General features: G+C 41.1%; 21 protein-coding genes. 4 read left to right on the top strand and 17 right to left on the bottom strand.

Translation table 11 applies throughout. From position 1 onward, the window contains the following. Window positions 1-19: 19 nt before the first annotated feature. The 4 genes from AT689_RS05915 to tpx all read left to right on the top strand — a co-directional run bounded on the left by AT689_RS05915 (window position 20) and on the right by tpx (window position 3,162). A complete protein-coding gene (locus AT689_RS05915) occupies window positions 20-742 on the top strand; it encodes a metal ABC transporter ATP-binding protein (protein WP_000619140.1) in 723 nt (240 codons plus the stop codon). Next, window positions 739-1,587, top strand: a complete 849-nt coding sequence (locus AT689_RS05910; RefSeq protein WP_000559784.1) for a metal ABC transporter permease — start codon at window positions 739-741, stop codon at window positions 1,585-1,587. Before AT689_RS05915 ends, AT689_RS05910 begins: the two co-directional genes overlap by 4 nt. Before the next feature lie 31 nt (window positions 1,588-1,618). Further along, the gene (gene psaA, locus AT689_RS05905; protein ID WP_000733056.1) at window positions 1,619-2,548 is read left to right on the top strand and encodes a metal ABC transporter substrate-binding lipoprotein/adhesin PsaA; all 930 of its coding nucleotides are present in this window, start codon (window positions 1,619-1,621) and stop codon (window positions 2,546-2,548) included. A 122-nt stretch (window positions 2,549-2,670) separates the two neighbouring features. After that, the gene (tpx, locus tag AT689_RS05900; RefSeq protein ID WP_000256028.1) at window positions 2,671-3,162 is read left to right on the top strand and encodes a thiol peroxidase; all 492 of its coding nucleotides are present in this window, start codon (window positions 2,671-2,673) and stop codon (window positions 3,160-3,162) included. A 95-nt stretch (window positions 3,163-3,257) separates the two neighbouring features. Here tpx and AT689_RS05895 read toward each other — a convergent pair whose 3' ends face one another. From AT689_RS05895 to AT689_RS05805, 17 genes are all read right to left on the bottom strand, one after another. Then, window positions 3,258-5,966 carry an ABC transporter permease gene (locus tag AT689_RS05895; RefSeq protein ID WP_000595864.1) on the bottom strand — a complete coding sequence of 903 codons (2,709 nt, stop codon included), beginning with the start codon at window positions 5,964-5,966 and terminating at the stop codon, window positions 3,258-3,260. Between the two features lies 1 nt (window position 5,967). Continuing rightward, window positions 5,968-6,669: an ABC transporter ATP-binding protein gene (locus AT689_RS05890; RefSeq protein WP_000323365.1), complete on the bottom strand. Its 702-nt coding sequence runs from the start codon at window positions 6,667-6,669 to the stop codon at window positions 5,968-5,970. Between the two features lie 249 nt (window positions 6,670-6,918). Then, window positions 6,919-9,330: a glycoside hydrolase family 95 protein gene (locus AT689_RS05885; RefSeq protein WP_000620718.1), complete on the bottom strand. Its 2,412-nt coding sequence runs from the start codon at window positions 9,328-9,330 to the stop codon at window positions 6,919-6,921. 52 nt (window positions 9,331-9,382) lie between these two features. After that, window positions 9,383-10,075, bottom strand: coding sequence for a phosphoglycerate mutase (locus tag AT689_RS05880; RefSeq protein ID WP_000240129.1), 693 nt, complete (start codon window positions 10,073-10,075; stop codon window positions 9,383-9,385). Between the two features lie 163 nt (window positions 10,076-10,238). After that, on the bottom strand, window positions 10,239-10,403 hold the full coding sequence (locus AT689_RS13015; protein WP_001867683.1) for a hypothetical protein: 165 nt from the start codon (window positions 10,401-10,403) through the stop codon (window positions 10,239-10,241). 205 nt (window positions 10,404-10,608) lie between these two features. After that, window positions 10,609-10,989, bottom strand: a complete 381-nt coding sequence (locus AT689_RS05870) for a hypothetical protein (RefSeq protein ID WP_001867686.1) — start codon at window positions 10,987-10,989, stop codon at window positions 10,609-10,611. Between the two features lie 412 nt (window positions 10,990-11,401). Continuing rightward, entirely contained in the window at window positions 11,402-14,194 is a 2,793-nt protein-coding gene (gene ileS, locus AT689_RS05865) for an isoleucine--tRNA ligase (protein WP_000768069.1), read from the bottom strand. A 347-nt stretch (window positions 14,195-14,541) separates the two neighbouring features. Further along, on the bottom strand, window positions 14,542-15,330 hold the full coding sequence (gene divIVA / locus AT689_RS05850; RefSeq protein WP_001818543.1) for a cell division protein DivIVA: 789 nt from the start codon (window positions 15,328-15,330) through the stop codon (window positions 14,542-14,544). Window positions 15,331-15,338: 8 nt separating this feature from the next. Next, entirely contained in the window at window positions 15,339-16,124 is a 786-nt protein-coding gene (locus tag AT689_RS05845; RefSeq protein WP_001032425.1) for a YlmH family RNA-binding protein, read from the bottom strand. Continuing rightward, entirely contained in the window at window positions 16,121-16,384 is a 264-nt protein-coding gene (locus tag AT689_RS05840) for a YggT family protein (RefSeq protein ID WP_000576513.1), read from the bottom strand. Before AT689_RS05840 ends, AT689_RS05845 begins: the two co-directional genes overlap by 4 nt. Continuing rightward, window positions 16,384-16,923 (bottom strand): cell division protein SepF, encoded by a 540-nt coding sequence (locus AT689_RS05835; RefSeq protein ID WP_000053388.1) that lies wholly within the window; start codon window positions 16,921-16,923, stop codon window positions 16,384-16,386. Before AT689_RS05835 ends, AT689_RS05840 begins: the two co-directional genes overlap by 1 nt. Window positions 16,924-16,932: 9 nt before the next feature. Continuing rightward, a complete protein-coding gene (locus tag AT689_RS05830) occupies window positions 16,933-17,604 on the bottom strand; it encodes a YggS family pyridoxal phosphate-dependent enzyme (RefSeq protein ID WP_001101084.1) in 672 nt (223 codons plus the stop codon). Between the two features lie 4 nt (window positions 17,605-17,608). Further along, window positions 17,609-18,868, bottom strand: a complete 1,260-nt coding sequence (gene ftsZ, locus AT689_RS05825; RefSeq protein WP_000144280.1) for a cell division protein FtsZ — start codon at window positions 18,866-18,868, stop codon at window positions 17,609-17,611. Between the two features lie 16 nt (window positions 18,869-18,884). Further along, window positions 18,885-20,258 (bottom strand): cell division protein FtsA, encoded by a 1,374-nt coding sequence (gene ftsA, locus AT689_RS05820; protein ID WP_000090395.1) that lies wholly within the window; start codon window positions 20,256-20,258, stop codon window positions 18,885-18,887. A 218-nt stretch (window positions 20,259-20,476) separates the two neighbouring features. Beyond that, window positions 20,477-21,181, bottom strand: a complete 705-nt coding sequence (locus AT689_RS05815) for a YwaF family protein (protein ID WP_001055246.1) — start codon at window positions 21,179-21,181, stop codon at window positions 20,477-20,479. A 94-nt stretch (window positions 21,182-21,275) separates the two neighbouring features. After that, entirely contained in the window at window positions 21,276-22,649 is a 1,374-nt protein-coding gene (locus AT689_RS05810; protein WP_000778712.1) for a UDP-N-acetylmuramoyl-tripeptide--D-alanyl-D-alanine ligase, read from the bottom strand. An 83-nt stretch (window positions 22,650-22,732) separates the two neighbouring features. Further along, window positions 22,733-23,776 carry a D-alanine--D-alanine ligase gene (locus tag AT689_RS05805; RefSeq protein WP_000814633.1) on the bottom strand — a complete coding sequence of 348 codons (1,044 nt, stop codon included), beginning with the start codon at window positions 23,774-23,776 and terminating at the stop codon, window positions 22,733-22,735. Window positions 23,777-23,920: the final 144 nt, after the last annotated feature.

Below are 23,920 nucleotides of genomic sequence, written 5' to 3'. Positions count from 1 at the left end.
ACAGGAGGAATACAAGTTTATGATACGTATCGAAAACCTCAGTGTCTCCTACAAAGAAACGTTGGCACTTAAGGATATTTCACTAGTGCTCCATGGACCAACAATTACCGGCATCATTGGTCCAAACGGCGCTGGGAAATCAACACTATTAAAAGGTATGCTGGGAATTATCCCACATCAAGGTCAGGCATTTCTCGATGACAAGGAAGTTAAAAAATCCTTACACCGAATTGCCTATGTCGAACAAAAAATCAATATCGACTACAACTTTCCCATCAAGGGCAAGGAATGCGTCTCGTTAGGACTATTTCCCTCTATTCCTCTCTTTCGAAGTTTAAAGACTAAACATTGGAAGAAAGTGCAAGAGGCCCTTGAAATCGTCGGCCTAGCTGACTACGCTGAACGTCAAATTAGTCAACTGTCTGGAGGTCAATTCCAGCGGGTTTTGATTGCCAGATGTTTGGTGCAGGAAGCCGACTATATCCTCTTGGATGAACCCTTTGCTGGGATTGACTCTGTCAGTGAGGAAATCATCATGAATACGCTGAGAGATTTGAAAAAAGCTGGGAAGACGGTTCTCATCGTTCACCACGACCTCAGCAAGATTCCCCACTACTTCGATCAAGTCTTACTTGTCAATCGAGAAGTGATTGCCTTTGGTCCAACAAAAGAAACTTTTACCGAAACCAATCTAAAAGAAGCTTACGGTAATCAACTCTTTTTCAATGGAGGTGACCTATGATTGCAGAATTTATCGATGGATTGCAAAAATTCCATTTCCTACAAAATGCCTTGATAACAGCTATTGTCGTCGGGATTGTAGCTGGAGCTGTGGGATGTTTCATTATTCTACGCGGGATGTCACTCATGGGAGATGCCATTTCACATGCTGTCTTACCAGGTGTAGCCCTCTCCTTCATCTTGGGCCTTGACTTCTTTATCGGAGCCATTGTCTTTGGATTGCTAGCTGCCATCATCATTACCTACATCAAAGGAAACTCGATTATCAAAAGCGATACCGCCATCGGCATTACCTTTTCTTCTTTCTTAGCCCTCGGTATCATCTTGATTGGTGTCGCTAAAAGTTCAACTGACCTTTTCCATATCCTTTTTGGTAATATCCTGGCCGTCCAAGATACGGATATGTTTATTACTATGGGTGTGGGGGCAGCCATCCTCTTGTTAATCTGGATTTTCTTCAAGCAACTCTTGATAACTTCCTTTGATGAACTCTTGGCTAAAGCCATGGGAATGCCTGTCAATTTCTATCACTACCTTCTCATGGTACTCCTGACTCTCGTGTCTGTGACAGCCATGCAAAGTGTCGGAACTATCCTGATTGTAGCCATGCTGATTACCCCAGCTGCAACTGCTTATCTGTATGCTAATAGTCTGAAAAGTATGATTTTCCTTTCCTCAACCTTCGGAGCTACTGCTTCAGTTTTGGGACTCTTTATTGGCTATAGTTTTAATGTTGCGGCAGGTTCTAGTATCGTGCTTACAGCTGCTAGTTTCTTTCTCATTAGCTTCTTTATCGCTCCCAAACAACGATATTTGAAACTGAAAAATAAACATTTGTTAAAATAAGGGGCAAAGCCCTAATAAATTGGAGGATCTAATGAAAAAATTAGGTACATTACTCGTTCTCTTTCTTTCTGCAATCATTCTTGTAGCATGTGCTAGCGGAAAAAAAGATACAACTTCTGGTCAAAAACTAAAAGTTGTTGCTACAAACTCAATCATCGCTGATATTACTAAAAATATTGCTGGTGACAAAATTGACCTTCATAGTATCGTTCCGATTGGGCAAGACCCACACGAATACGAACCACTTCCTGAAGACGTTAAGAAAACTTCTGAGGCTGATTTGATTTTCTATAACGGTATCAACCTTGAAACAGGTGGCAATGCTTGGTTTACAAAATTGGTAGAAAATGCCAAGAAAACTGAAAACAAAGACTACTTCGCAGTCAGCGACGGCGTTGATGTTATCTACCTTGAAGGTCAAAATGAAAAAGGAAAAGAAGACCCACACGCTTGGCTTAACCTTGAAAACGGTATTATTTTTGCTAAAAATATCGCCAAACAATTGAGCGCCAAAGACCCTAACAATAAAGAATTCTATGAAAAAAATCTCAAAGAATATACTGATAAGTTAGACAAACTTGATAAAGAAAGTAAGGATAAATTTAATAAGATCCCTGCTGAAAAGAAACTCATTGTAACCAGCGAAGGAGCATTCAAATACTTCTCTAAAGCCTATGGTGTCCCAAGTGCCTACATCTGGGAAATCAATACTGAAGAAGAAGGAACTCCTGAACAAATCAAGACCTTGGTTGAAAAACTTCGCCAAACAAAAGTTCCATCACTCTTTGTAGAATCAAGTGTGGATGACCGTCCAATGAAAACTGTTTCTCAAGACACAAACATCCCAATCTACGCACAAATCTTTACTGACTCTATCGCAGAACAAGGTAAAGAAGGCGACAGCTACTACAGCATGATGAAATACAACCTTGACAAGATTGCTGAAGGATTGGCAAAATAAGCCTCTGAAAAACGTCATTCTCATGTGAGCTGGCGTTTTTTCTATGCCCACATTTCCGGTCAAATCATTGGAAAATTCTGACTGTTTCAGATACAATGGAAGAAAAAAGATTGGAGTATCCTATGGTAACTTTTCTCGGAAATCCTGTGAGCTTTACAGGTAAACAACTACAAGTCGGCGACAAGGCGCTTGATTTTTCTCTTACTACAACAGATCTTTCTAAAAAATCTCTGGCTGATTTTGATGGCAAGAAAAAAGTCTTGAGTGTCGTTCCTTCTATCGATACAGGCATCTGCTCAACTCAAACACGTCGTTTTAATGAAGAATTGGCTGGACTGGACAACACGGTCGTATTGACTGTTTCAATGGACCTACCTTTTGCTCAAAAACGTTGGTGCGGTGCTGAAGGCCTTGACAATGCCATTATGCTTTCAGACTACTTTGACCATTCTTTCGGGCGCGATTATGCCCTCTTGATCAACGAATGGCACCTATTAGCACGCGCAGTCTTTGTCCTCGATACTGACAATACGATTCGCTACGTTGAATACGTGGATAATATCAATTCTGAGCCAAACTTCGAAGCCGCAATTGCAGCTGCTAAAGCCCTATAGAAAAAATCCTCTGTCACAAAGAGTTCCCTGCTCTTTGAAACGGAGGATTTTTGAATATTAGTAAATAGAAGTTCAATCAGCTAAAAATAACTACCTTACTCTACAGATTTCAGGGCTTCTAACATGTCAACCTTTCTCAGATAATAATTGACGAAGAAACCAAGCAAGGTCAAAATGATGCTTACTGCTGCCACTGGGATTACATAGACTTCCCAGCCTACCTGCGGATAAAAGAGAATAGTCGCCGGCGAAATCATTTGAATCAAAAATTGGTGTAAATAGAAACCAGCTACCAGACCAAGTACGATTCCCACAAGGGATAGCACAATCGTCTCACGGTAAATGTAGAGGGTGACTTCATTATTATGAAAACCAAGAACCTTGGTAGTGGAGAGTTCACGGATTCTCTCAGCTACGTTGATATTGGTCAAATTGTAAAGGATGACAATAGCTAATAGAACCGATACGATGACCAAGATGGTCATGGTCTGATTGAGTGAGCTAGCGATAGAGTCGAAGAGTCGAATGGCTGAAGCATTTTGGACAACGCTGGACACCGCAGATTGACTCATAAGCAAGCCCGCCTGACTTTCGATACTAGTTGCACTGGTATCCCTTAATGAAACCAGATAAGTGTTGGCTTGGGGTAGCTGTCCGTAAAGTTGCTCATAGCTAGCCTGACTCATATAAATAAAGTGACCAACGTAGTTCTCAGTAATAGCAGCGACCTTTAGTTCCTTACCTTCAATTTCTAAAGTCTGCCCAACCTTGACACCTGCCAGCTGGGCGAGTTTAGCTGTAATAACGATGCCATCTTTTAATGTCAGCTCCTGCTGATGATGTTGAAGATGGATAAAGGGAGTCAAATCTTCCTTCTCTATCATCATAAGAGTAATGTTTTGAAGACCAGCCTTGCCTTTGAAATCCTTGTCTAGCGTTTTAGAATAGATTTTCTGGTAGGCTAGTATCTCCTGCCCTTTCAACACTTCTGCTAGCTCTACCTTGTCCTGATTGGTCGCACTAGGATTTTCAGAGACAAGCATCTGATACTGTTGGATTTGTTGAAACTGTTTAGACGGAACTCCTGCTACAGAAGATTGGATTCCCAAACCTGCAAAGAGCAGAGCTACAGAACCTGCCACACCAAAGATTGTCATCAACATTCTCTGCTTATAACGAAAGATGTTGCGGGCTGTTACCTTATGAGTAAAACTGAGACGACGCCAGATAAAACCGATACGCTCCAATAAGATTTTAGCTCCTTTGACAGGAGGTTTAGGAAGTAGAAGCTGGGCTGCTTCGTCATGAAGTTCCCTCCAAGCCACCAGATAGGCTGGTAACACACTCGCCAACCAGCTCAAGACAAGAGCTAGTAAGCTATAGGTCCAATAGAACTGAATCTGGGTTTCTCCCACCACCATGCCTTTTGTAATGACACTTGAAATTACACTGGCTAGCAAATAATGACCAAGTATACTACCTAGAGCCGTTCCGACAGTCCCAGCTACTAGTCCATAAAGGAGAAACTTGGCGATAATATCCTTACTACGGTAACCCAAGGCCTTAAAAATCCCTGCATGAGTTCGCTCTTCGTCTACAAAGCGAGTCATGGTCGTAAAGGTCACCATGGCTGCTACGGCATAAAGTACCACAGGAAAGATATTGCCCACTGCTCGAATACTGGATGAAGCATTGCTATACATAAGATAGCCCTGACCACCTGGCATGGTCTGACGATTATAGACCTGATACCTTGGCTCCGCCAAATCGTCCAAGACTTGCTGATGTTTTTCTAATTTTTCCTTTTCTTGGGCTAGATTTTGTTCAGCTTGCTTTAGTTTATCCTCTTCCTTGCCCAATTCCTGCTTGGCTTGGGTAAGTTGAGCACTAGCCTGCTCTCTCTGAACTTGAGGAAACAAGGCTAGTTGACTTTCTTGAGCCTGTATACGAGCTTGAGCAGCTGCTAAACGACGCTTGCCTTCCTGCAAATTAGTCTGAGCCTTGTCAAGGGTCTCTTGCCCCTTGTCTAGAGACTCTTGTCCTTCTTTTTTCAAAAGTTGCAGACGTACCTTGCCATTATCTGATAAAGTTTGTTCAAGGTCTTCCTGATGTTGCTTGGATTTTTCTTCATAAGCTGATGAAAAGGCATTTAAACCTGCTAAATCTTGATATTTCAAACGAGCTATATTGTAGACTTTCTGATCAAACTGACTAGGTAAAATCACCCCATAGGCTGTCAGAGTCCCACTTCCACTTCCTGCGTAGCCCATATCTCGCTGGGAGAGGATTTCAGCCGAATCCACAAAACCAGTAATGGTATAAGTATGGTCTTTTAAAGAGGAATGACCCTCTTCTTTTTCTTTAAAACTAATCTCCTGTCCCACGCTGTATTGGCCTTGCAAATGAGTGGCCAAAGCGATTTCCTTGTCTGACTGAGGAAGTCGTCCCTTTCTTAGCTGAAAGGTTGAAATTCGCTCTGGTTTGGAGTACAGCCGAATGGCATCCTGCCCATTATCCATAGTCACATCTGTCAAATAGCCAAACTCGACCTCTGCGCCCTCCGTCTGTTTTAGTTCTTCTTGGTCTGCTTGATCCAAGCCATAGTTAGACATGACTGCCAAATCCAAGGTTTGAGCAGTTGTTAAATAAGCATTAGCTGTCGCCTCCATGTTGGGACTGGTTACTTTGAGGCCTACTAAGGCTAGAGATCCCAACATCATCAGGATCAAGATGGATAAAAAACGCCCCTTGGAGCCTGTGAAGGACTGAATTAAGTCCTTCCAATAAGTTTTTCGCTTGATCATACTAGTACTCCAAACTGTCAATATCCTGAGGATGCTGGTTGAGCACCACATCCTTGACACTGGCATCGTGCATATGAATCACGCGATCAGCAATGGGCGCCAAAGCTCCATTATGAGTCACGATGATCACCGTCGCTCCCTTTTGACGAGACATGTCTTGGAGAATTTTCAAAACCTGCTTGCCCGTCTGATAATCCAAGGCTCCAGTCGGTTCATCACAAAGGAGAATTTTAGGATTTTTAGCTACCGCGCGTGCAATGGAGACTCGCTGTTGCTCCCCTCCAGAAAGCTGGGCTGGAAAGTTATTGAGACGATGAGCCAGACCTACATCTGTCAAGACCTGATCAGGATTCAAGGCATCTGTCACAATTTCAGAAGCCAGTTCCACATTTTCCTTAGCTGTCAGATTAGAAACTAGATTATAAAACTGAAAAACAAACCCCACATCATTTCTACGGTAATTGGTGCGCTGGTGGGAACTATAATCCGCAATATTAACACCATCAATCCAGATTTCCCCTTCATCATTGGTATCCATTCCCCCAAGAAGGTTAAGCACTGTTGACTTGCCTGCACCTGAAGCACCAAGGATAATAACCAGCTCCCCCTTTTCAATCTCAAAATTCACATCACGATTGGCCACAATCTCCGTGTCCCCAACCTGATAACGCTTGTAACAGTGTTTCATCTCAATATAAGCCATCAGACCCACCCTCTATCAAACAAATTATACTCCTCGAAAATCTCTCTTCAAACCACGTCAGCTTCCATCTACAACCTCAAAACACTGTTTTGAGCAACCTGCGGCTAGCTTCCTAGTTTGTGCTCTTTGATTTTCATTGAGTATTACTTCCTATTATCATTATAACGCTTTTTCAACTAGTTGGAAACTGCCTATATTCTTAAATCCTTATTAAAAGGAAGTTTCAAATTACTGCCTTATAACATCTTCTTAAAAATAAAATTGAACAAGATCACCTTCTGCTGTTGCCACCGAAATACAATCTTTCCCCATGCATTTCGCTTTTATTTTTTCTTGATTCATTTTAATCACACTCTTCTCAATATCTGGATAAGAAACTCGCAAATCTCCTCCACTCCTTGATAAAATGGTCAACTGTAAGAGTTTTTTATCTTCCCAGCTCATGCTCACTTCAAAATGTCCACGTGCCATTAAGCCTGAAACAGAACCTGTTGACCAAGCATCAGGTAGGGCAGCTAGAGGTACCAGATAAGCTGCATGAGACTGGAGTAACATTTCTGCCATGCCACTAGTAGCACCAAAATTACCATCTATCTGAAAAGGAGGATGGCTACACCAAAGATTTGGCAAGGTGGATATCTTTAACTGCTCTGCCAATAATTTATGGGCTCGATTGCCATCTCCCAAACGCGCCCAGAGATTGATCTTATTAGCCTTGGACCAGCCTGTGCCGCCATCTCCACGATCATTGAGGCTAGCACGCGCCGCTTCAATATACTCTTGTCCCTTGTAGCTAAAGAGATTGCCAGGATAGAGTCCCACTAGATGGGAAGCATGCCGATGCTGGGCCTCCACTTTCTCATTTTGAAAATACTGCTCTTCCTCCTCATACCACTCCCTGATTCGACCAGATTGAGTGATTTGCAAAGGATTTAGTAAATCAGACTTCTCCTTAACCTCAGTCAACAAGTCCTCATCCAGTCCCAATTCCTGAGCAGCCTGAATAAAATCATGAAATAACTGCCAAATCAGAGATTGGTCATAAGTATTGCCAATCGAAATCGGCCCATGTTCTGGGGAATAAGACGGAGAAGACACCCAACGCTGCGCCTGCTGATCCTTATGTAAAAAGGCATTCCAAAAACGAACCGTTTCCCTCAACATGGGATAAATTTTCTCCCTGAGATAGTCTTGGTCCCTATAAAATGAATAGGCTTCATAAACGGTTTGCATCATCCACGCATTGGCAGCTGGTGACCAACCCCAATAGTAATCCCAACCAGGTGCCGTCCAACCAAAGGGAGTCGCTTGAGTATGAACCAACCAACCATTCTCCTCACCTTTCTGAGAGACGATTCCTGCATACTTTACAGCCGCTAGACGACCATAGACACGCAAATCATCTACATAGTTGATGACTGGAAAGACCGTCTCTAGGAGATTGGTAACATAGGCTGGCCAATAATTCATCTGCAGATTGACATTTAAGTGATAGTCCGAATTCCAAGGAGGATTGTCGACCGCATTCCAGACTCCCTGTAGGTTAGCTGGTAGAGCATCTGGGCAGTCTCTGGACGAACTAATCAATAAATACCGTCCATACTGGAAGAACAGCTCCTCCAAAGCCTGCCCTTCTTGTGGCTTATAATTTTTTAACAAATCATCTGTAGTGGATGCGTCAACATCAGCTTCCAAATCCAATTGAATACGCTGGAATAAAGCTTGGTAGTCCTCGATATGCCTTGATTTCAATTGGGTATAGCCCTTTTCTTTAGCTGTGTCCACCAAGTCTATCACCTGTTGCTCTAAATCTAGTTTCTTGCGATAATTGCTAGCAGGATTTTGGGCAAAATCCGTCTTAGCGGCCAAGAAGAGATTGGCATAACTGGCTCCTGATATCTGAACCCTATCTGACCAAACTCTAATATCTCCATCCGTTTCCCAAGCTAGATAACTAGCAAACCGCAGATCATTATCCTTAACTCTTCCCTTCATCAAGATATGAGAATCAGTAATATCCAACTTACACTCCTTGTAATCAGATTTTTCCTGCTCATACTTTCCATTAGAAGCCAAATCACAGGTCAAGGATAGTTCTATAGTAAAATCTAGAGTTTCCAACCCTTCCTTAGTAAAACATTGAACCAAGAGATCATCTGGAAAACTCGCAAAAGCTTCACGTTCAAATCGCGTTCCCTTATAGACATAAGAAGTCGTCGCAAGTGCCTTACTAATATTCAACTGTCTCTGATAGTCCGTCACCTGAGACAAAGTCGTACCTTGCTGGCTGAACTCAATGTGAATATCCCCAAAAGACAGATAGGTCCCATATTGACTCGTTTTTGGCCCAATTAGGTGCTGCTCAGCCAGTTCCTTAGCCAGATTGTAATCTCTCTTCTCCAAAGCCTGCCGAATCTCAGCTAAAAAAACATACTGAGCCTGAAGATTTCCACCCTGATAATCTGAACTATCAGGAAGTGGACCTCCAGACCAGAGACTTTTTTCATTAAATTGAATCCGTTCAGCCCCTATAAGGCCAAATACTTTTGCTCCTAAAGAACCATTACCTATCGGTAAAGCTTCTTCTTCCCAACCCATGTAAGTGGTTGAAGCTGGTTGCTTGTAGGCCAGTACATAATCTTGTTTTTTATTCCTTATCATACTTCCATACTAACATAAAAAGCCTAGAAATCAATCCTAGGCTTACAATTTTTTATTTTCCAAGGTAGTATTCAGAAACAACGTTCAATTTTTCATCGAATTCGAATACCAATGGTGGGAAGTTAGGGATTTCCACATCCATGATCTCATCATCTGACAAACCTTTGATGTGTTTTACAAGGGCACGGATTGAGTTACCGTGAGCTCCTACGAATACGTTTTTACCATCTTTAAGAGCTGGAGCGATTTTATCTTCCCAGAATGGAAGAGCACGTTCCAAAGTCACTTTCAAGTTTTCAGCATCTGGGATTACTGAGTCGTCAAGTGAAGCATAACGACGGTCTGTGTGAGCTGAGTGCTCATCATCACGGTCCATATTTGGAGGCAATACATCGTATGAACGACGCCAGATGTGAACTTGCTCATCACCAAATTGTTCAGCAGCTTCAGCTTTGTTTTTACCAGTCAAACCACCGTAGTGACGTTCGTTCAAGCGCCATGATTTTTCAACTGGAACCCATAATTGGTCAGAAGCTTCAAGAGCCAAGTTAGTTGTTTTGATAGCACGTTTCAATACTGAAGTGTAAGCTTGGTCAAATTCGATACCAGCTTCTTTGATCAATTTACCAGCGTCAATCGCTTGTTGTGTACCTTTTTCAGACAAATCAACATCAGCCCAACCAGTGAAAAGGTTAGCTTTGTTCCATTCAGACTCACCGTGGCGAGCAAAAACCAATTTTACCATTAGATGGATTCTCCTTTAAATTTTCCGAGGTTTCCCCTCGTTTATCTATTCTATTTTACACAATTTTTCACAAAAAAGCTAGTCAAAACCAAAAAGGAAAGGACTGTTTGACAATGTTTGGCAATCACATTGTTTTTGGCTGTTTCTATTCTATCTTCATTATTTAACCTTTTTTCTGCGCATCGAATAATTTTTGAGTTGACTCTTTTAGTTTAGTAAACGAGTCATTATTTTCCATAGCTGTGCCTTTGAAACCTTCCTCAGCTTTAGTAAAATAATCATCAAAAATATTTTTATAAAGATCTATATAATCTGCATAAGTGCGCATTGATTCAATCGCATCGTCTGTTACAACCGGTGTATCGAAAGTGATTGTTTCTTTTGAACTATTGGATGTTGCTACTGTCTTCTCATCATTACTTGTTGAAGTATTCTTTGAACTTTATGTTCCACATGCAACTAGAAGAGAAAGAGATAATAGAGCTACTCCTATACCGATAAACTTTTTTGTTCTTTTCATGCTAAAATACCTTTTATTCTTCTGATTTGAATTTCTTCAATGTTGCAAGGAACAGAGATCCTCCGATAATAGCAAGAATCCCCCCAACCCATCCTAAGAATGGAATGAGACTAACTCCACCAGAAACAATCATTAGTACAGACGGAGCTGCACCTACACGCTTATCTCCTTTATAGTAAACAATAGCAATGATACCAAGAACAAGATTTGCAATCTTCAAGGCATTCAAGAGTAAGGCAACACCTGAAAAAGCCCCTGCAGTAGCTCCTCCATTAAGAGTTGTAGCAGCTGTATTTACCGCTGTTCCCAACAAGACAAAAGGACCAATAAGAAGTAAAATTCCTCCCACAAGACCGACGATACCACTAATTAAAGCAAGTGTTTTTAATTTCATAATAAAATCTCCTTTTTTATTTTTTTCAAATAAAATTGTATCATATTTGCTTTTAAAAAAAGTATTTTCTGATATTATAAAATAAAAATTTGTATAATATGAAATAAAATAAAATATAATATAATACTTTTCAGAAACCAGAAATAACTATATAAATTTATTGTTGTAAAAATATTACACTATTTACCAATCTTATCCCTAATATCAAATTCCTATTTTATCTTACTACTGTTAGCTTGCTAAGTTTCTCTTTGATTCTTGTTGAGTATAAAAAGTCATACCTCGCAAATTTTTAAAATAAATAAAAAACGCATCATATCAGGTGTTCAAAAACGTGATACAATGCGTTTAATAGACTATAAAATTAGTTGTCTTTTCTTCTCAAATTGAATTTTGCCTAGACTTTTCAATCTTATTTCTCTTCAAATCCTTCTGCGACTGCTTCCGCAAAGTTTTCTTCTACGATGCTTGCACAGTGGTCACAGATAACTGCCTGGTAGCTACGTTCTGCTGTTGTTGGGTCAATACGACGGCAACGGTCACATACTTCACCTGCAGCGCGTTCAACTGTGAAGGCTACATCTTCGAAGCTAAGGGCAGCTTCTGGAGCTGGTCCTTCTGCGATGGTCAAGTCTGACACGATCAAAAGTTGAGCCACATTGCTGTTTACTGCTTCGAGTAGAGTTTTCACAACTTCGTTTGGATAAACTGTCAAGTGTGCTTCAAGTGATTTACCGATTACTTTTGCATTACGAGCTTCTTCCAAGGCTTTTTGAGCTTGTCCACGGAAGTCCATGAAGGCTGCCCATGTATCCAAGATTTCTTCTTGATTAGCAAAAGTTTGAGCCTCTGGTAATTCTGACAATTGGACGAAGTCTTCTGTTTCAAACTCAAGATATGACCAAATTTCTTCCGCAGTGTGAGGAAGGATTGGTGTCAAGAGTTTGGTGATTTTGACAAGAATGTCATAGAAGACAGTCTGCATTTGACGGCGTTCCAGTGATTTGGCACCTTCAATGTAAACAACATCTTTGGCAAAATCAAGGTAGAAGGCTGACAAGTCAACGTTGATAAAGTTCACCAAGGCCTTGTAGATCGTCAAGAATTCAAAGTCTGCATAGGCATCACGAATGGTCTTGACAAGCTGGTTAAAGCGAATCGTCATGTACTTATCAACTGAACGAAGCTCATCGTAAGCGACTGTATCTTGAGCTGGGTTAAAGTCAGATGTATTGGCAATCAAGAAACGAAGAGTGTTACGAATCTTACGGTAAGTTTCAGAAACTTGGCTCAAAATATCCATAGAGATACGCACGTCATTGCTTGAGTCAACACTTGTTACCCAGAGACGCAAGATTTCAGCACCGAATTGTTTTTCAACATCGCTTGGAGCAATGGTATTTCCAAGAGATTTAGACATCTTCTCACCTTTACCATCAAGGGCAAAACCTTGTGACAAGATTTGTTTGTAAGGTGCTACGCCATGGTTGGCAACAGATGTGATAAGTGATGAGTTAAACCAACCACGGTATTGGTCAGAACCTTCTAGGTAAAGGTCGGCTGGGTAAGTCAATTCAGGACGGTTTACCACCACTCCATTCCATGATGAACCTGAGTCAAACCAAACGTCCATGATATCAGTTTCTTTTTTGAACTCGCCGTTTGGTGAACCTGGATGAGTAAATCCTTCTGGCAAGAGATCTTTGGCATCACGTTCCCACCAAATGCTTGAACCATGTTCTTCAAAAAGTTGAGCTACGTGTTCAATCGTTTCAGCTACCATGATAGCTGTACCGTCTTCTGCATAGAAGATTGGAAGTGGAACACCCCAAGCACGTTGACGAGAGATAACCCAGTCACCACGGTCACGGATCATATTGTAAAGACGGACTTTACCCCATTCTGAGTGGAATTTCACTTTTTCAATTTCGTCCAAGATTTCTTGACGGAATTTAGAAACTGAGGCAAACCATTGTGGAACTGCACGCCAGATGATTGGTTTCTTAGTACGCCAGTCAAATGGATATGAGTGAGAGATTTCTTCTTGGGCAAGAAGGAGGTTACCAAGTTTTTCAATAACAGTTGGAACTACCTTTTCATAGAATTGACCTTCAAACTCAGGACCAGCATTCTTCATCATGATACCACGTTCATCAACAGTCACTACGACTTCAAGATTATTAGCAATACCAACATTGTAGTCGTCCTCACCAAAACCAGGGGCTGTATGGACAATACCTGTACCAGAGTCAGTCGTAACGTGGTCACCAAGAATTACCAACTCTTCTACAGCTGTATCCCATGGGTGTTCTGTTACGATGTGGTTGAGTTCTTGGCCACGGTAAGTTTCCAAAACTTGAACATCAGCCCAGCCAAATTTCTCAGACAAGCTAGTCAATAATTCAGCAGCAACGACAAACTTACGAGCTTCACCAGCAGGTTGAAGCAAAACGTAATCAATATCTGCACCAACCGTCAAACCACGAGAAGCTGTGATGGTAAATGGAGTCGTTGTCCAGACAACGATATAAGTATCTGTATCTAGAACTCCTTTGCCATCTTTTACCTTGTTGGCATAGTAAAGGGAAGTTGAAACCAAGTCATGGTATTCAATCTCTGCTTCAGCAAGGGCTGACTCAGATGACCATGACCAGTAAACTGGCTTGGCACCACGGTAGATATAACCCTTATTAGCCATCTCACCAAATACACGAATTTGAGCTGCTTCATAGTCAGGAGTCAAGGTCACATATGGATTTTCCCAGTCACCAGAAACACCCAAACGTTTAAAATCTTCACGTTGTTTATCTACTTGAGAAAGAGCGTACTCACGGCAAAGTTTCAAGTACTCAACCAAGTCCATTTCTTTACGTTTGACACCTTGTTTTGACAATACTTGCTCGATTGGCAGACCATGAGTATCCCAACCAGGAATAAATGGTGCGTAAAATCCTGACATAGACTTAGAACGAACAATAATATCTTTTGAAATCTTGTTCATAGCATGTCCAACGTGGATATTTCCGTTAGCGTATGGAGGGCCATCATGCAAGGTGAAATGAGGTTTTCCTTGGTTCAATTCTTGACGACGTTGATAAAGTTTTGCATCTTCCCATTCCTTTTGCCAAACTGGCTCTTTGGTAGGAAGGCCTGCACGCATTGGGAATTCAGTTTTCCCAAGATTAAGGGTGTCTTTGAGTTTCATGGTATCTCCTTTATAAATAATAACAAATTAAAAACCACGACTTCCAAAAAGGACGAAAATCGTGGTACCACCTTTATTCGGAAAAAGTTTTAGTCTTTCTCCCTCTTATCCCGTAACGTGGGGAACGTCAAATCTTACTAGATTCAGACTTGAGTTTTTGAGAGGATAATCTTATCGATAGGGAATGCAGGACTCACACCATCTCCTGCTCGCTGGGAATATAAGGATAAGATATTGTTCTCAGAATATTTCTTATAAAATTGTAACAGATTCTTGCGGTGCTTCAAATCCCGGTGCTGAATCAACAGTTTCTGTAGCTGGTGTTGGACCTGTCGGATGCACTGGAGCTACTTCTGGTTCTTCATACATTGGGCCAACTGGATGAGCAGAGGCTCTTCTTCAACTTGAGGACTCACTACAGGAGTTGGAGCTTCCACTTCCTGTTTAATCTGAGCTTCAAATTCAGACAATTCTTTATCGGCTACCTCAATACGAGCTTGTAATTCTTCCATTTCTGCTTGAGAGAACTGACGTGTCATATCAATTGGTTCTTCTTCAATTGGAACTGGAATCGGTTCTCCAAGTACTTCGCTAACCACTTCTTTAAAGGCTTCATCACTGGTTTGAAGATAAGTAGCTGTTGGACGGAGAATATCTTCCCAATCTGAAGATTCAACAATAGCCAACTGACTCTCAATTGTAGATTTGAGACGTTGGTGGAAGACACGGCTCTTGTTCTTCAATTCTTCTGTTTCAACAGCGACTTTCTTAGCATTATCAGTTGCTTGACGAAGAATCTCGTTTGCCTTATATTTAGCTTCTTCCAACAAGCGTTGCGCATCTTGCTCTGCTTGATGAATGATATTGTTTGAACGTTCATGCGCCGCCTGTTTCACTCGCTCAGCTGTATCCTGGGCAATCAATACAGACTGGCTCAATGAATCTTTTATTTCATCAAAGTAAGACAAACGCTCTTCTAAACTCTTAATACGCAAATTTTTATCATGATTCGCACGCACAAGATCTTCGTAATCACGAACCACAATATCTAAAAATTCATCGACTTCTTCTGGATCAAAACCTCTGAATCGAGTTCCAAAAGTCTTGTCCTTTATTTCTAATGATGTAATTGGCATTCTATTCCTCACTTACTTAATAATAACTGGACGGTTATTTTTTTCTTCTCTTTTTTCGTTTGTCCCTTATCTTGAAGTAATCTCAAGCGACCAAATTTTCTCACACTAATCAAGTCTCCAACTTGAACAGTGTAATCTGATTTGTCTACCACATGATAATTTACTTGGACAAGTTTCTTTTCAATCAACTGGTTTGCTTGATTCCTAGATAGTTTCAAAACATTTGATAAAAGAACATCTAATCGAAAACTAGACACAGATAAATCCAGTTCTCGATACTGTTCTAGCTTATCTATTTTCTCGGTGAAAGGACGTTCCTCCAGCGAAACAGGTATACGACCAATTTTCTTTAGTCCATCTTGAAAGAGAAGAAGAAACTGCTGATTAATCATAATCTGCGCCCGTTCTTCATCTACTAGGATATCTCCAAAAAGTTTCCGTTCAATCCCTAATTGATTGATGACTGTCCCTAAAATCTTAGCATGCGTTAAATGTTCAAATTTATTGGAATACACAATTTCCTGGAGAGATATTTCAAAATCTGAAAACTCTGGTTGGAAATAATCTGGGTATAATAAAACTCGAACATACTCACTCAAGACGAATTCCCCACTACTGCTACAAGCAAGACCATAGGTTTTGGCCAAAATCTTTAATAGCTTCTCCTGATGAGGATTGATAAAAGGAGTTAAAAAAGGAGTATAGCTATCTTCTACCTTCTTTATCCATTCCATTCCCTTGTCAAGAAATGGACGATCTTCTATGGAGAAATGCTGATAAATCCCTTTATTCATCCTATCATCGCCAGAAAACGCACTAGGTTTTCTCCTAAAAATCGAACCAAAACAATCGCGACCCAAACAGATAAATCAAGACCCGCTATCTGTAAAGGCAGGCGTTGCAAGGGAGCAAGCACTGGTTTTACCAACGCTACAATCCAACGACCTAAACTGGATTCGTAGGCACCTGGAAACCAAGACATGACAGCGAAGGCTACCAAAATCAGGGAGTAAATATCCACTGCATTATAAATCATACGAATTAAAAAAATCATTATCGTACTCTATTTCGCTTCATATCAAAACCGAACTCACCCTGTTGATCTTCATCTGGTAAACGGATATCTTCAACATTTACAATAACGTTCACTGGTGTCAACAAATACATGGTAGAAGCTACCTTTTTCAAATTTCCAGCTAAAACATGACAAGCTCCATCCAAATAGTCCAAACAACGACGAGCCTGCACCTCTGTCATATACTGAAAATCAATCAAGATACTTTCGTTTCCTGCCAATAAATCAACAATTTCTGTTGCATCCTCATATTTTCTAGGATAACGAACATCTATAATGACCTTATCCGTTGCACGCTGACTCTGATTTGCCAATTCCTGTTGTCTTGCATGAAGTCTGGTGATATTGTTCTCTTTTGTACCAGCCGACTGTGAAGGTTGATTCATTGGGAGAGCCGGTTCCTGTGAAGAATTTACTGAAGTAAACACAGGCTCATCTCTTTTTTCATAAGGGAGACTTGAATCCTCATCCTCCGTAAAATAATCTATAAATCTATCGAATCTATCTTTTAAAGACATGGTTCTCTCCTACTTAAAAAATGATGTACCTATACGAACAAAAGTGGAACCGAATTGAATCGCTTCTTTATAATCACGACTCATTCCCATACTTAACTCGGTCATAGGCATAGTTGGAATTTGTTTCTCTTGAATTTCTCTTTGTAAATCTTGGGTCGCCTTGAAAATCTCTTTCAACTGCTCACTGCTAGCCTCAAAAGGTGCCATCGTCATTAAACCAACATATTCAATCTTATCTAGTCTGGCTAACTCTGGCAAGATTTCCAGCAGTTCCTCTCTCGAAAAACCGTGTTTGCTTTCTTCTTTAGAAATATTTACTTGAAGGAAACACTTGATGACTCGGTCACTTCTTTTTTGAATTTCCCCTGCTAGCTTTACTGAGTCCAATGCATGGAAATAATCAACGTATTGAATGACATCTTTCACCTTACGTCTTTGCAAGGTACCAATCAAATGCCAAGTCACATCTCGATCTTTTAAAGCTTCATATTTTTCCAGAAACTTATCTACACGATTTTCACCGATATGATGGACACCTAGCGGAAGCAAGGCTTCCGCTGTCGGTACATCTACATACTTGGTAACTGCAATGACAGAGACCGAACCACTCTCTCGATGAGCACTCAGACTAGCCTCTGCAACTTCTCGAAAAACAAGTTCTGTATTTTCTTTTACATTCATTTACTTAACGATTTTTGAAAAATGGAGGTGTATCCAATTCATCTTCATCTTGTGAAATTGGGGCTTCAAAGCGCTCGACTGGAGAAACGACTGAATCTGTTGTACGAACAATCGATTCACGGCGAAGATCCCAATCACCAAAAGCAGATGCCTGAGTTGGTTCCAAACGACGTGGATTTTGTTTTGGCAATTCAACTGTTTCTGCCATATCAAAATGACGATCAAAGCCATGTGAATGAGCTGGTTTCACTGTCTCACGGTAGTTAGTAGCAGATCTAGCTTGTGGAGCCACAACCTTTTCTACGCGGTCTTGACGAACACCCGTTGCAACAACTGTTACACGAATTTCATCACGCATACTTTCATCAATTGAAGTACCGAGCCAGATGTTCACTCCTTGACCTGCTGCCTGGTTCACAATTTGTGAAGCCTCTTCTGCCTCAATCAAGGTTAAGTCAAGACCACCAGTAACGTTGACGATAACATCCTCAGCACCGTCAATAGTTGTTTCAAGAAGTGGTGAATAGATTGCCTTACGTGCCGCTTCTACCACACGTTCTTCTCCACTACCGATACCAATACCCATAAGAGCATTCCCTTTGTTTGCCATTACCGTTTTCACATCGGCAAAGTCAAGGTTAATCAATCCTGGATTGGTAATCAAATCGGTAATCCCTTGAACACCTTGACGAAGAACGTTATCCGCTTCGCTAAGAGCCTCCAAAAGCGGTGTTTTCTTATCAACAATTTCAAGCAAATTGTTGTTTGAGATAATCAATAGAGTGTCTACATGCTCACGAAGTTGATTGATTCCTTCTACAGCAAATTGTCCACGCTTACTTCCTTCAAAACCAAAGGGACGTGTTACAACACCAACTGTAAGCGCACCTAAATCTTTGGCGATACGAGCAATAACAGGAGCAGCTCCAGTTCCAGAGCCTCCTCCCATACCAGCAGTGATGAAGACCATATCGGCACCACTAATAGCTTCCGTCAGTGTTTCTTCGCTTTCTTCAGCGGCTTTACGACCAACCTCAGGTTGACCTCCTGCACCCAAACCACGAGTCAATTTAGGTCCCAACTGAATAACAGTCTCAGCTTTTGTACTACTCAATGCTTGTACATCTGTGTTTGCTGCGATAAATTCTACGCCTGTAACACCTTCGTCGACCATACGGTTGATGGCATTGCCACCACCTCCACCGACACCAATTACTTTAATCACTGCCCCTTGAGCAGCAGCTGTATCAAATGAAAATGTCATAATTTATTTTTCCTCTTTATTCGTCAAACATGCTTCCGATCAATCCACGGAAACGATCTGCTAATTTCGGTTTATTTTGTGAAGCTTGTTGGAAATCCGCCATTGGTTCTGTAGGCGCCACCGGCTCTACTTCTGGAGCAGGAGCTGGTTGAACAGGCGTTGATTGTACAAACTGAGCTGTTTTTTGCAGCATCCCACCAAAACTAATTGGCTGATGACTTAAGTCATTCTCACCTTTTATCGCTCCCTGAGCCAAAAGATTAACTTCTGTTAATTGACCCGCAAATTCTGATAAACTAATCACATGCGCAAAGGCTGGATTACGGATACCAACTTGATTTGGAACATAAAGCTTGACACGGACGCCAAAGACTTCCTGAGCAAGCTCAACCATACCTGGTAAAATGGCATTCCCACCGATTAAGACAATACCACCAGGGAGGTCCAATAGACGCCTTCTATCTAATTCTTGCTTGATTTGTTCAAGGATGTGCTTGATTCGTGCAGAAATAATTTCTGACAAGTAGGCTTCCGTCACTTCGACTGCTTCTACTTCTCCAATAACCTCTACTTGGAAGGTTTCTTTGCTTGCAAGAGGCGGATAGGCTTCCCCGTAATTCAGTTTCAAGTCTTCCGCTAATTTGCGAGAGGTTTTCAAAACCTTGGAGATATCTTTAGTTACATAATCTCCACCTTCTTGGAGAATATGTGTGAACTGGAGTTCTTGATTACGGATTGTAGCGACAGTCGTTTGACCTGCCCCCATATCAATCACTGTAGCACCAAATTCACGTTCCCCTTCGTTCAAAACAGACTGAACCATTGCTAGTGGTGAAATGATAACATTTTCAACCTGAACACCTGCACGCTCAACCGTCTTACGCAAATTGTGCAAGATAGTACGAGGTCCTGTATAAAGCAAACCACGCATTTCAAGGCGAACCCCCATCATGCCACGTGGGTCACGAATCCCTTGGAAACCATCCACAATAAATTCTTCAGGAATAAAGGTAATGACTTCACGGTCAGGTGTCATACTCTTTGTCAAAGCTGATTTGACAACATTTTCAACATCTTGATCCGTAATTTCCTTAGTATCAGATGTTACTGGAATCATCCCCTGAGTTGGTTCTACCTGCAAAAGATTACCAGGCAAGCCGACATTCACTGATTTAATCGAAATGCCTGCCTTTTCTTCCGCTTGGGAAATGGCTGACTTGATAGCAGTTGCTGCTGCATCAATATCAACAATAATTCCATCCTTTACACCTTTACTTTTGGCATTACTCACGCCAATTACATTTAATTCACCATTTCTCTGCTCGGCCACAAGCACCTTGACAGAGCTTGTTCCAATATCTAGACCTGTAAAAAAGCCTTCTCTAGCCATTACATCGCTTCCTCTCTATCTTCCAAGTTTCGCACTTCGTATTATTCCATAGCTAAACATAGGCATAGCTATTCACAAAATATTATAACACAAAAAATTTAATCGTGCTTGCTTTTTTCCTAAATTTCCCAGCCATTTTTTGAGTTTGTCTATTCAGAAATTCTTATTTTATAAGCTGCTTGTAAAAACTCTCTAAGAGCAAAAAAGAAAGCTCTGTGTTAAGCTTCCTTTGCAATCATTTTTTCTGCTTCTTGAGCTAAAAAGAATTCTAAGATTTTCTTAGTCAAACTGATAGTAGCTACCAGCACAATTGAAACAAGTAAATAATTAGCTACTAGACCGTGATCCCCAACCAATGGCGGTTTTGTCAAAAATCCGTAATCGCCACCTGTCACCAAATTGACCACAAAAATCAAGGCATTTAGGGCAAAGGTCATGAGAAAAATTCCCTTCACATCCAGCAATCGCGCATTATACTGTCTCAATAGATAAACTAGAGAGTTCCCCAAGAGTGCTAAATGACCAAAGATAAAGGATAGAATGGTGATATGTGGAAAAGGGTAAGCATCTGGCACTGGATAAACAAAGGCTGCTAATGTCCCAAATGTTCCCAATAATGCAAAGTATTGTTTATATTTGGATTGACCAGGAAGCAAGAGTACCACAAACATAGCCATACGGCAATGGTAAAAGGGTAGGCTTTCTGACAGTGGCATATGATTGACCCAGTACCAACCATAAAGAAGGATTAACTGAACAGTCTGCAAGATTTGGAAAAATCGTTGGTAAACCTTCTTTTCACGATAGCGATGGGCTGTATAAAAGGTTAAGGCTAAGAGCGTAAATAGGCTAACATACCAAAAAAGGTCAAATTTGGGCGGCTCGGTTGCCTGAGTCGTAAAGAAAATATCCCATAAATTCATCTAGTCTTCCTCATAATTCAAAATTTTCCTGCATATTATTATACCATGCTAGTTGTTAAAAATGGATTTAGAAATACGTAAATGTTTGACAAAATCACTTGACTTCATTTTCTAAACGTTCTACCAATTTGGCTAGATTCATAGAGTTAGAACCTTTTAGCAAGATTTGGTCATAGGCTCCAAGGCTTTCTTTGACCTGCTTGACTAGGTCTTCAAATTGGTCTTGGTCTTCTGTTTTCTTGAAGTAGTAAACGTGGCCTATTGGGAACATTTGACTAGCCAATTGGGCTAATTCAGCAATATCTTCTCCATAGAAAATAACGGTATCAAGCACATCTGGAGAAAGGCTCAAAATCATCTGATTATGGAGTTGAACTGACTGGTTACCCAGTTCCTTCATGTCCGCTAAAACCGCAATTTTCTTGCCACCTTCATTGGCTGGAATGGCAGAGAAAGTCTCTAAAATCAACTTCATAGCAGTTGGATTGGCATTGTATACATCAGACAGGATATCTGCTCCATTGGCTGCTTTCTTCCATTCGGTACGGTTACGCGTCAATTCAAGATCTTGGAAGGCCAAACGAATTTGCTCCTCTGAAACTCCTTCTTGCAAGGCAACATAGGATGCAATCATAGCATTTGTCGCATTGTACTTGCCAGTTACTGGCAAATCAAGGGCTTGCTCTAAGAAATTGGCCTTGAAGGTTAGACTATCTTTGCGCTCAACCAAGTCAGTAATTTCCAGCTCTGCTCCTTGACCAAAACGAACCACCTTTTTATCAGTTGGCAAATAGTCCTCTACGATAGGGTCAGCCGGCGCTAAAAGCAAGGAACCTGAAGCCATTCCGTCTGCAATTTGCATTTTTCCTTTAGCAATCTCAGAACGATCTTTGAAAAAGGCCAAATGAGCTTCTCCAACCAAGGTCACGATGGCTGTTTTTGGACGAGCCAATTCAGACAAGAGATGAATATCTCCCAAGTGGTCCTGCCCCATCTCCAAGACCAACTTTTCTGTTCCTTCAGGCATGTGGAGAACTGTGTAAGGAAGGCCAATCTCATTATTGTAATTTCCTTGTGTTTTGTAGGTCTTGTATCTTGTTGACAGTAAATGCGCCAACATATCCTTAGTCGTTGTCTTGCCATTTGAACCTGTAACAGCAAAGACATCAACAGTCGTTTTTTCAAGATAGTAGGATGCTAGGGATTGAAAGGCTGTCAAAACATCATCTACTAGAATGTAAGGATGATTTGAGACCTCTTTCTCAGACAAGGTTACTGCTGCACCATTTTCAAAGGCTGTTTCAATAAAGTCATGGCCATCACGCGCACCTTTAAGTGGCACAAATAAATCTCCAGTTCCAATCAAACGACTATCAAACTCAGCTTTTTCTAACTGGGTGTCCTCAAAGATACTGATATCATTTTTGACTCCAACAACTTGGGCAATTTCATGGATTGTTAATTTCATTTCTACTCCTTTAAAAAGGGCTGAAGTCCGAGAACTCTAGTCACCTTGCAGTGATGGTTCTGGCTTCTACCCTCTCTTTCATTTTATATCAAATGCGCTTCGCGCTTGTCAAAACTTTCCTTGGCAAGGTCAACCAAACGCTCGATTAGTTCTGGGTAGCTGATCCCCATATTGTCCCAAAGTAGTGGGTACATAGACCACTGGGTGAAACCTGGCATGGTATTGAGCTCGTTGAGAAAAATCTCTCCCTTATCTGTATAGAAGAAATCGCAACGAGATAGACCAAGGCCACCAATGGCACGGAAGGCTGTTTCTGCATTTTGACGCATGACAGCCACCACATCATCACTGATTTTGGCAGGAATATCCATAGTAATCTTGTTATCAATATACTTGGCATCGTAGTCATAAAAGGCAACATCCTTGACAACTTCTCCTGGTAGCGTGCTCTTGACATCGTAGTTCCCCAAGAGGCCAACCTCAATTTCACGGGCATTCACTCCTTGCTCAACCAAGACACGGCTATCATATCGGAAGGCAAGTTCTAAGGCTTGACGGAGTTCTTCTTGGTTTTCAGACTTAGAAATACCGACACTAGACCCCATGTTTGACGGCTTAGTGAAGACTGGATAAGCCAATTTTTCTTCCACTTCAGCGATTTTAGCAGTCACATCATCGCCTTCAACGATAGCCACATAAGGAACTTGGGCAATACCAGCAGATTCCAGAACACGCTTAGTCGTGATTTTATCCATGGCAAGACTTGATGACAAAATGTTGCAACCAACGTAAGGCATTTTCAAAACTTCCAAGAATCCTTGAACAGAGCCATCTTCTCCCATTGGCCCGTGAAGGACTGGAAAGACCACTGCACCTTCTTCGTAGATAGCACTTGGTGCAACTTTCTTATCCCAATCAATGGTTTCATTGGTCATGAGACGGTCTTCTTGCCCCGGATCATGACTAAATTCCTGTGTTTTGATAAAGTCACCTGACTGACTGATAAAGAAAGTCTTGACTGTGAAACGGTCGTAATCGACCGCACGCATGACACTCTCAGCTGAAAGGACAGAGACTTCGCGTTCCGCACTCCGTCCACCATATAAAAGAATAATCGTTTGTTTCATATTATTTGTCCTAATTCTACTAGAATACTCGCTCTTTAGTATATCATATTTGCTTGGTTTTTTAAAACTTGAACCTGATCCTACTCATCACACTATACAAAAAGAGGCCGATAGGAACGATTTTCAGCCTCTTTGATTTTTTAT

It is taken from the genome of Streptococcus pneumoniae, from assembly GCF_001457635.1.
GTDB lineage: Bacteria > Bacillota > Bacilli > Lactobacillales > Streptococcaceae > Streptococcus > Streptococcus pneumoniae.
This window is presented reverse-complemented; position numbering and strand designations above follow the sequence as displayed.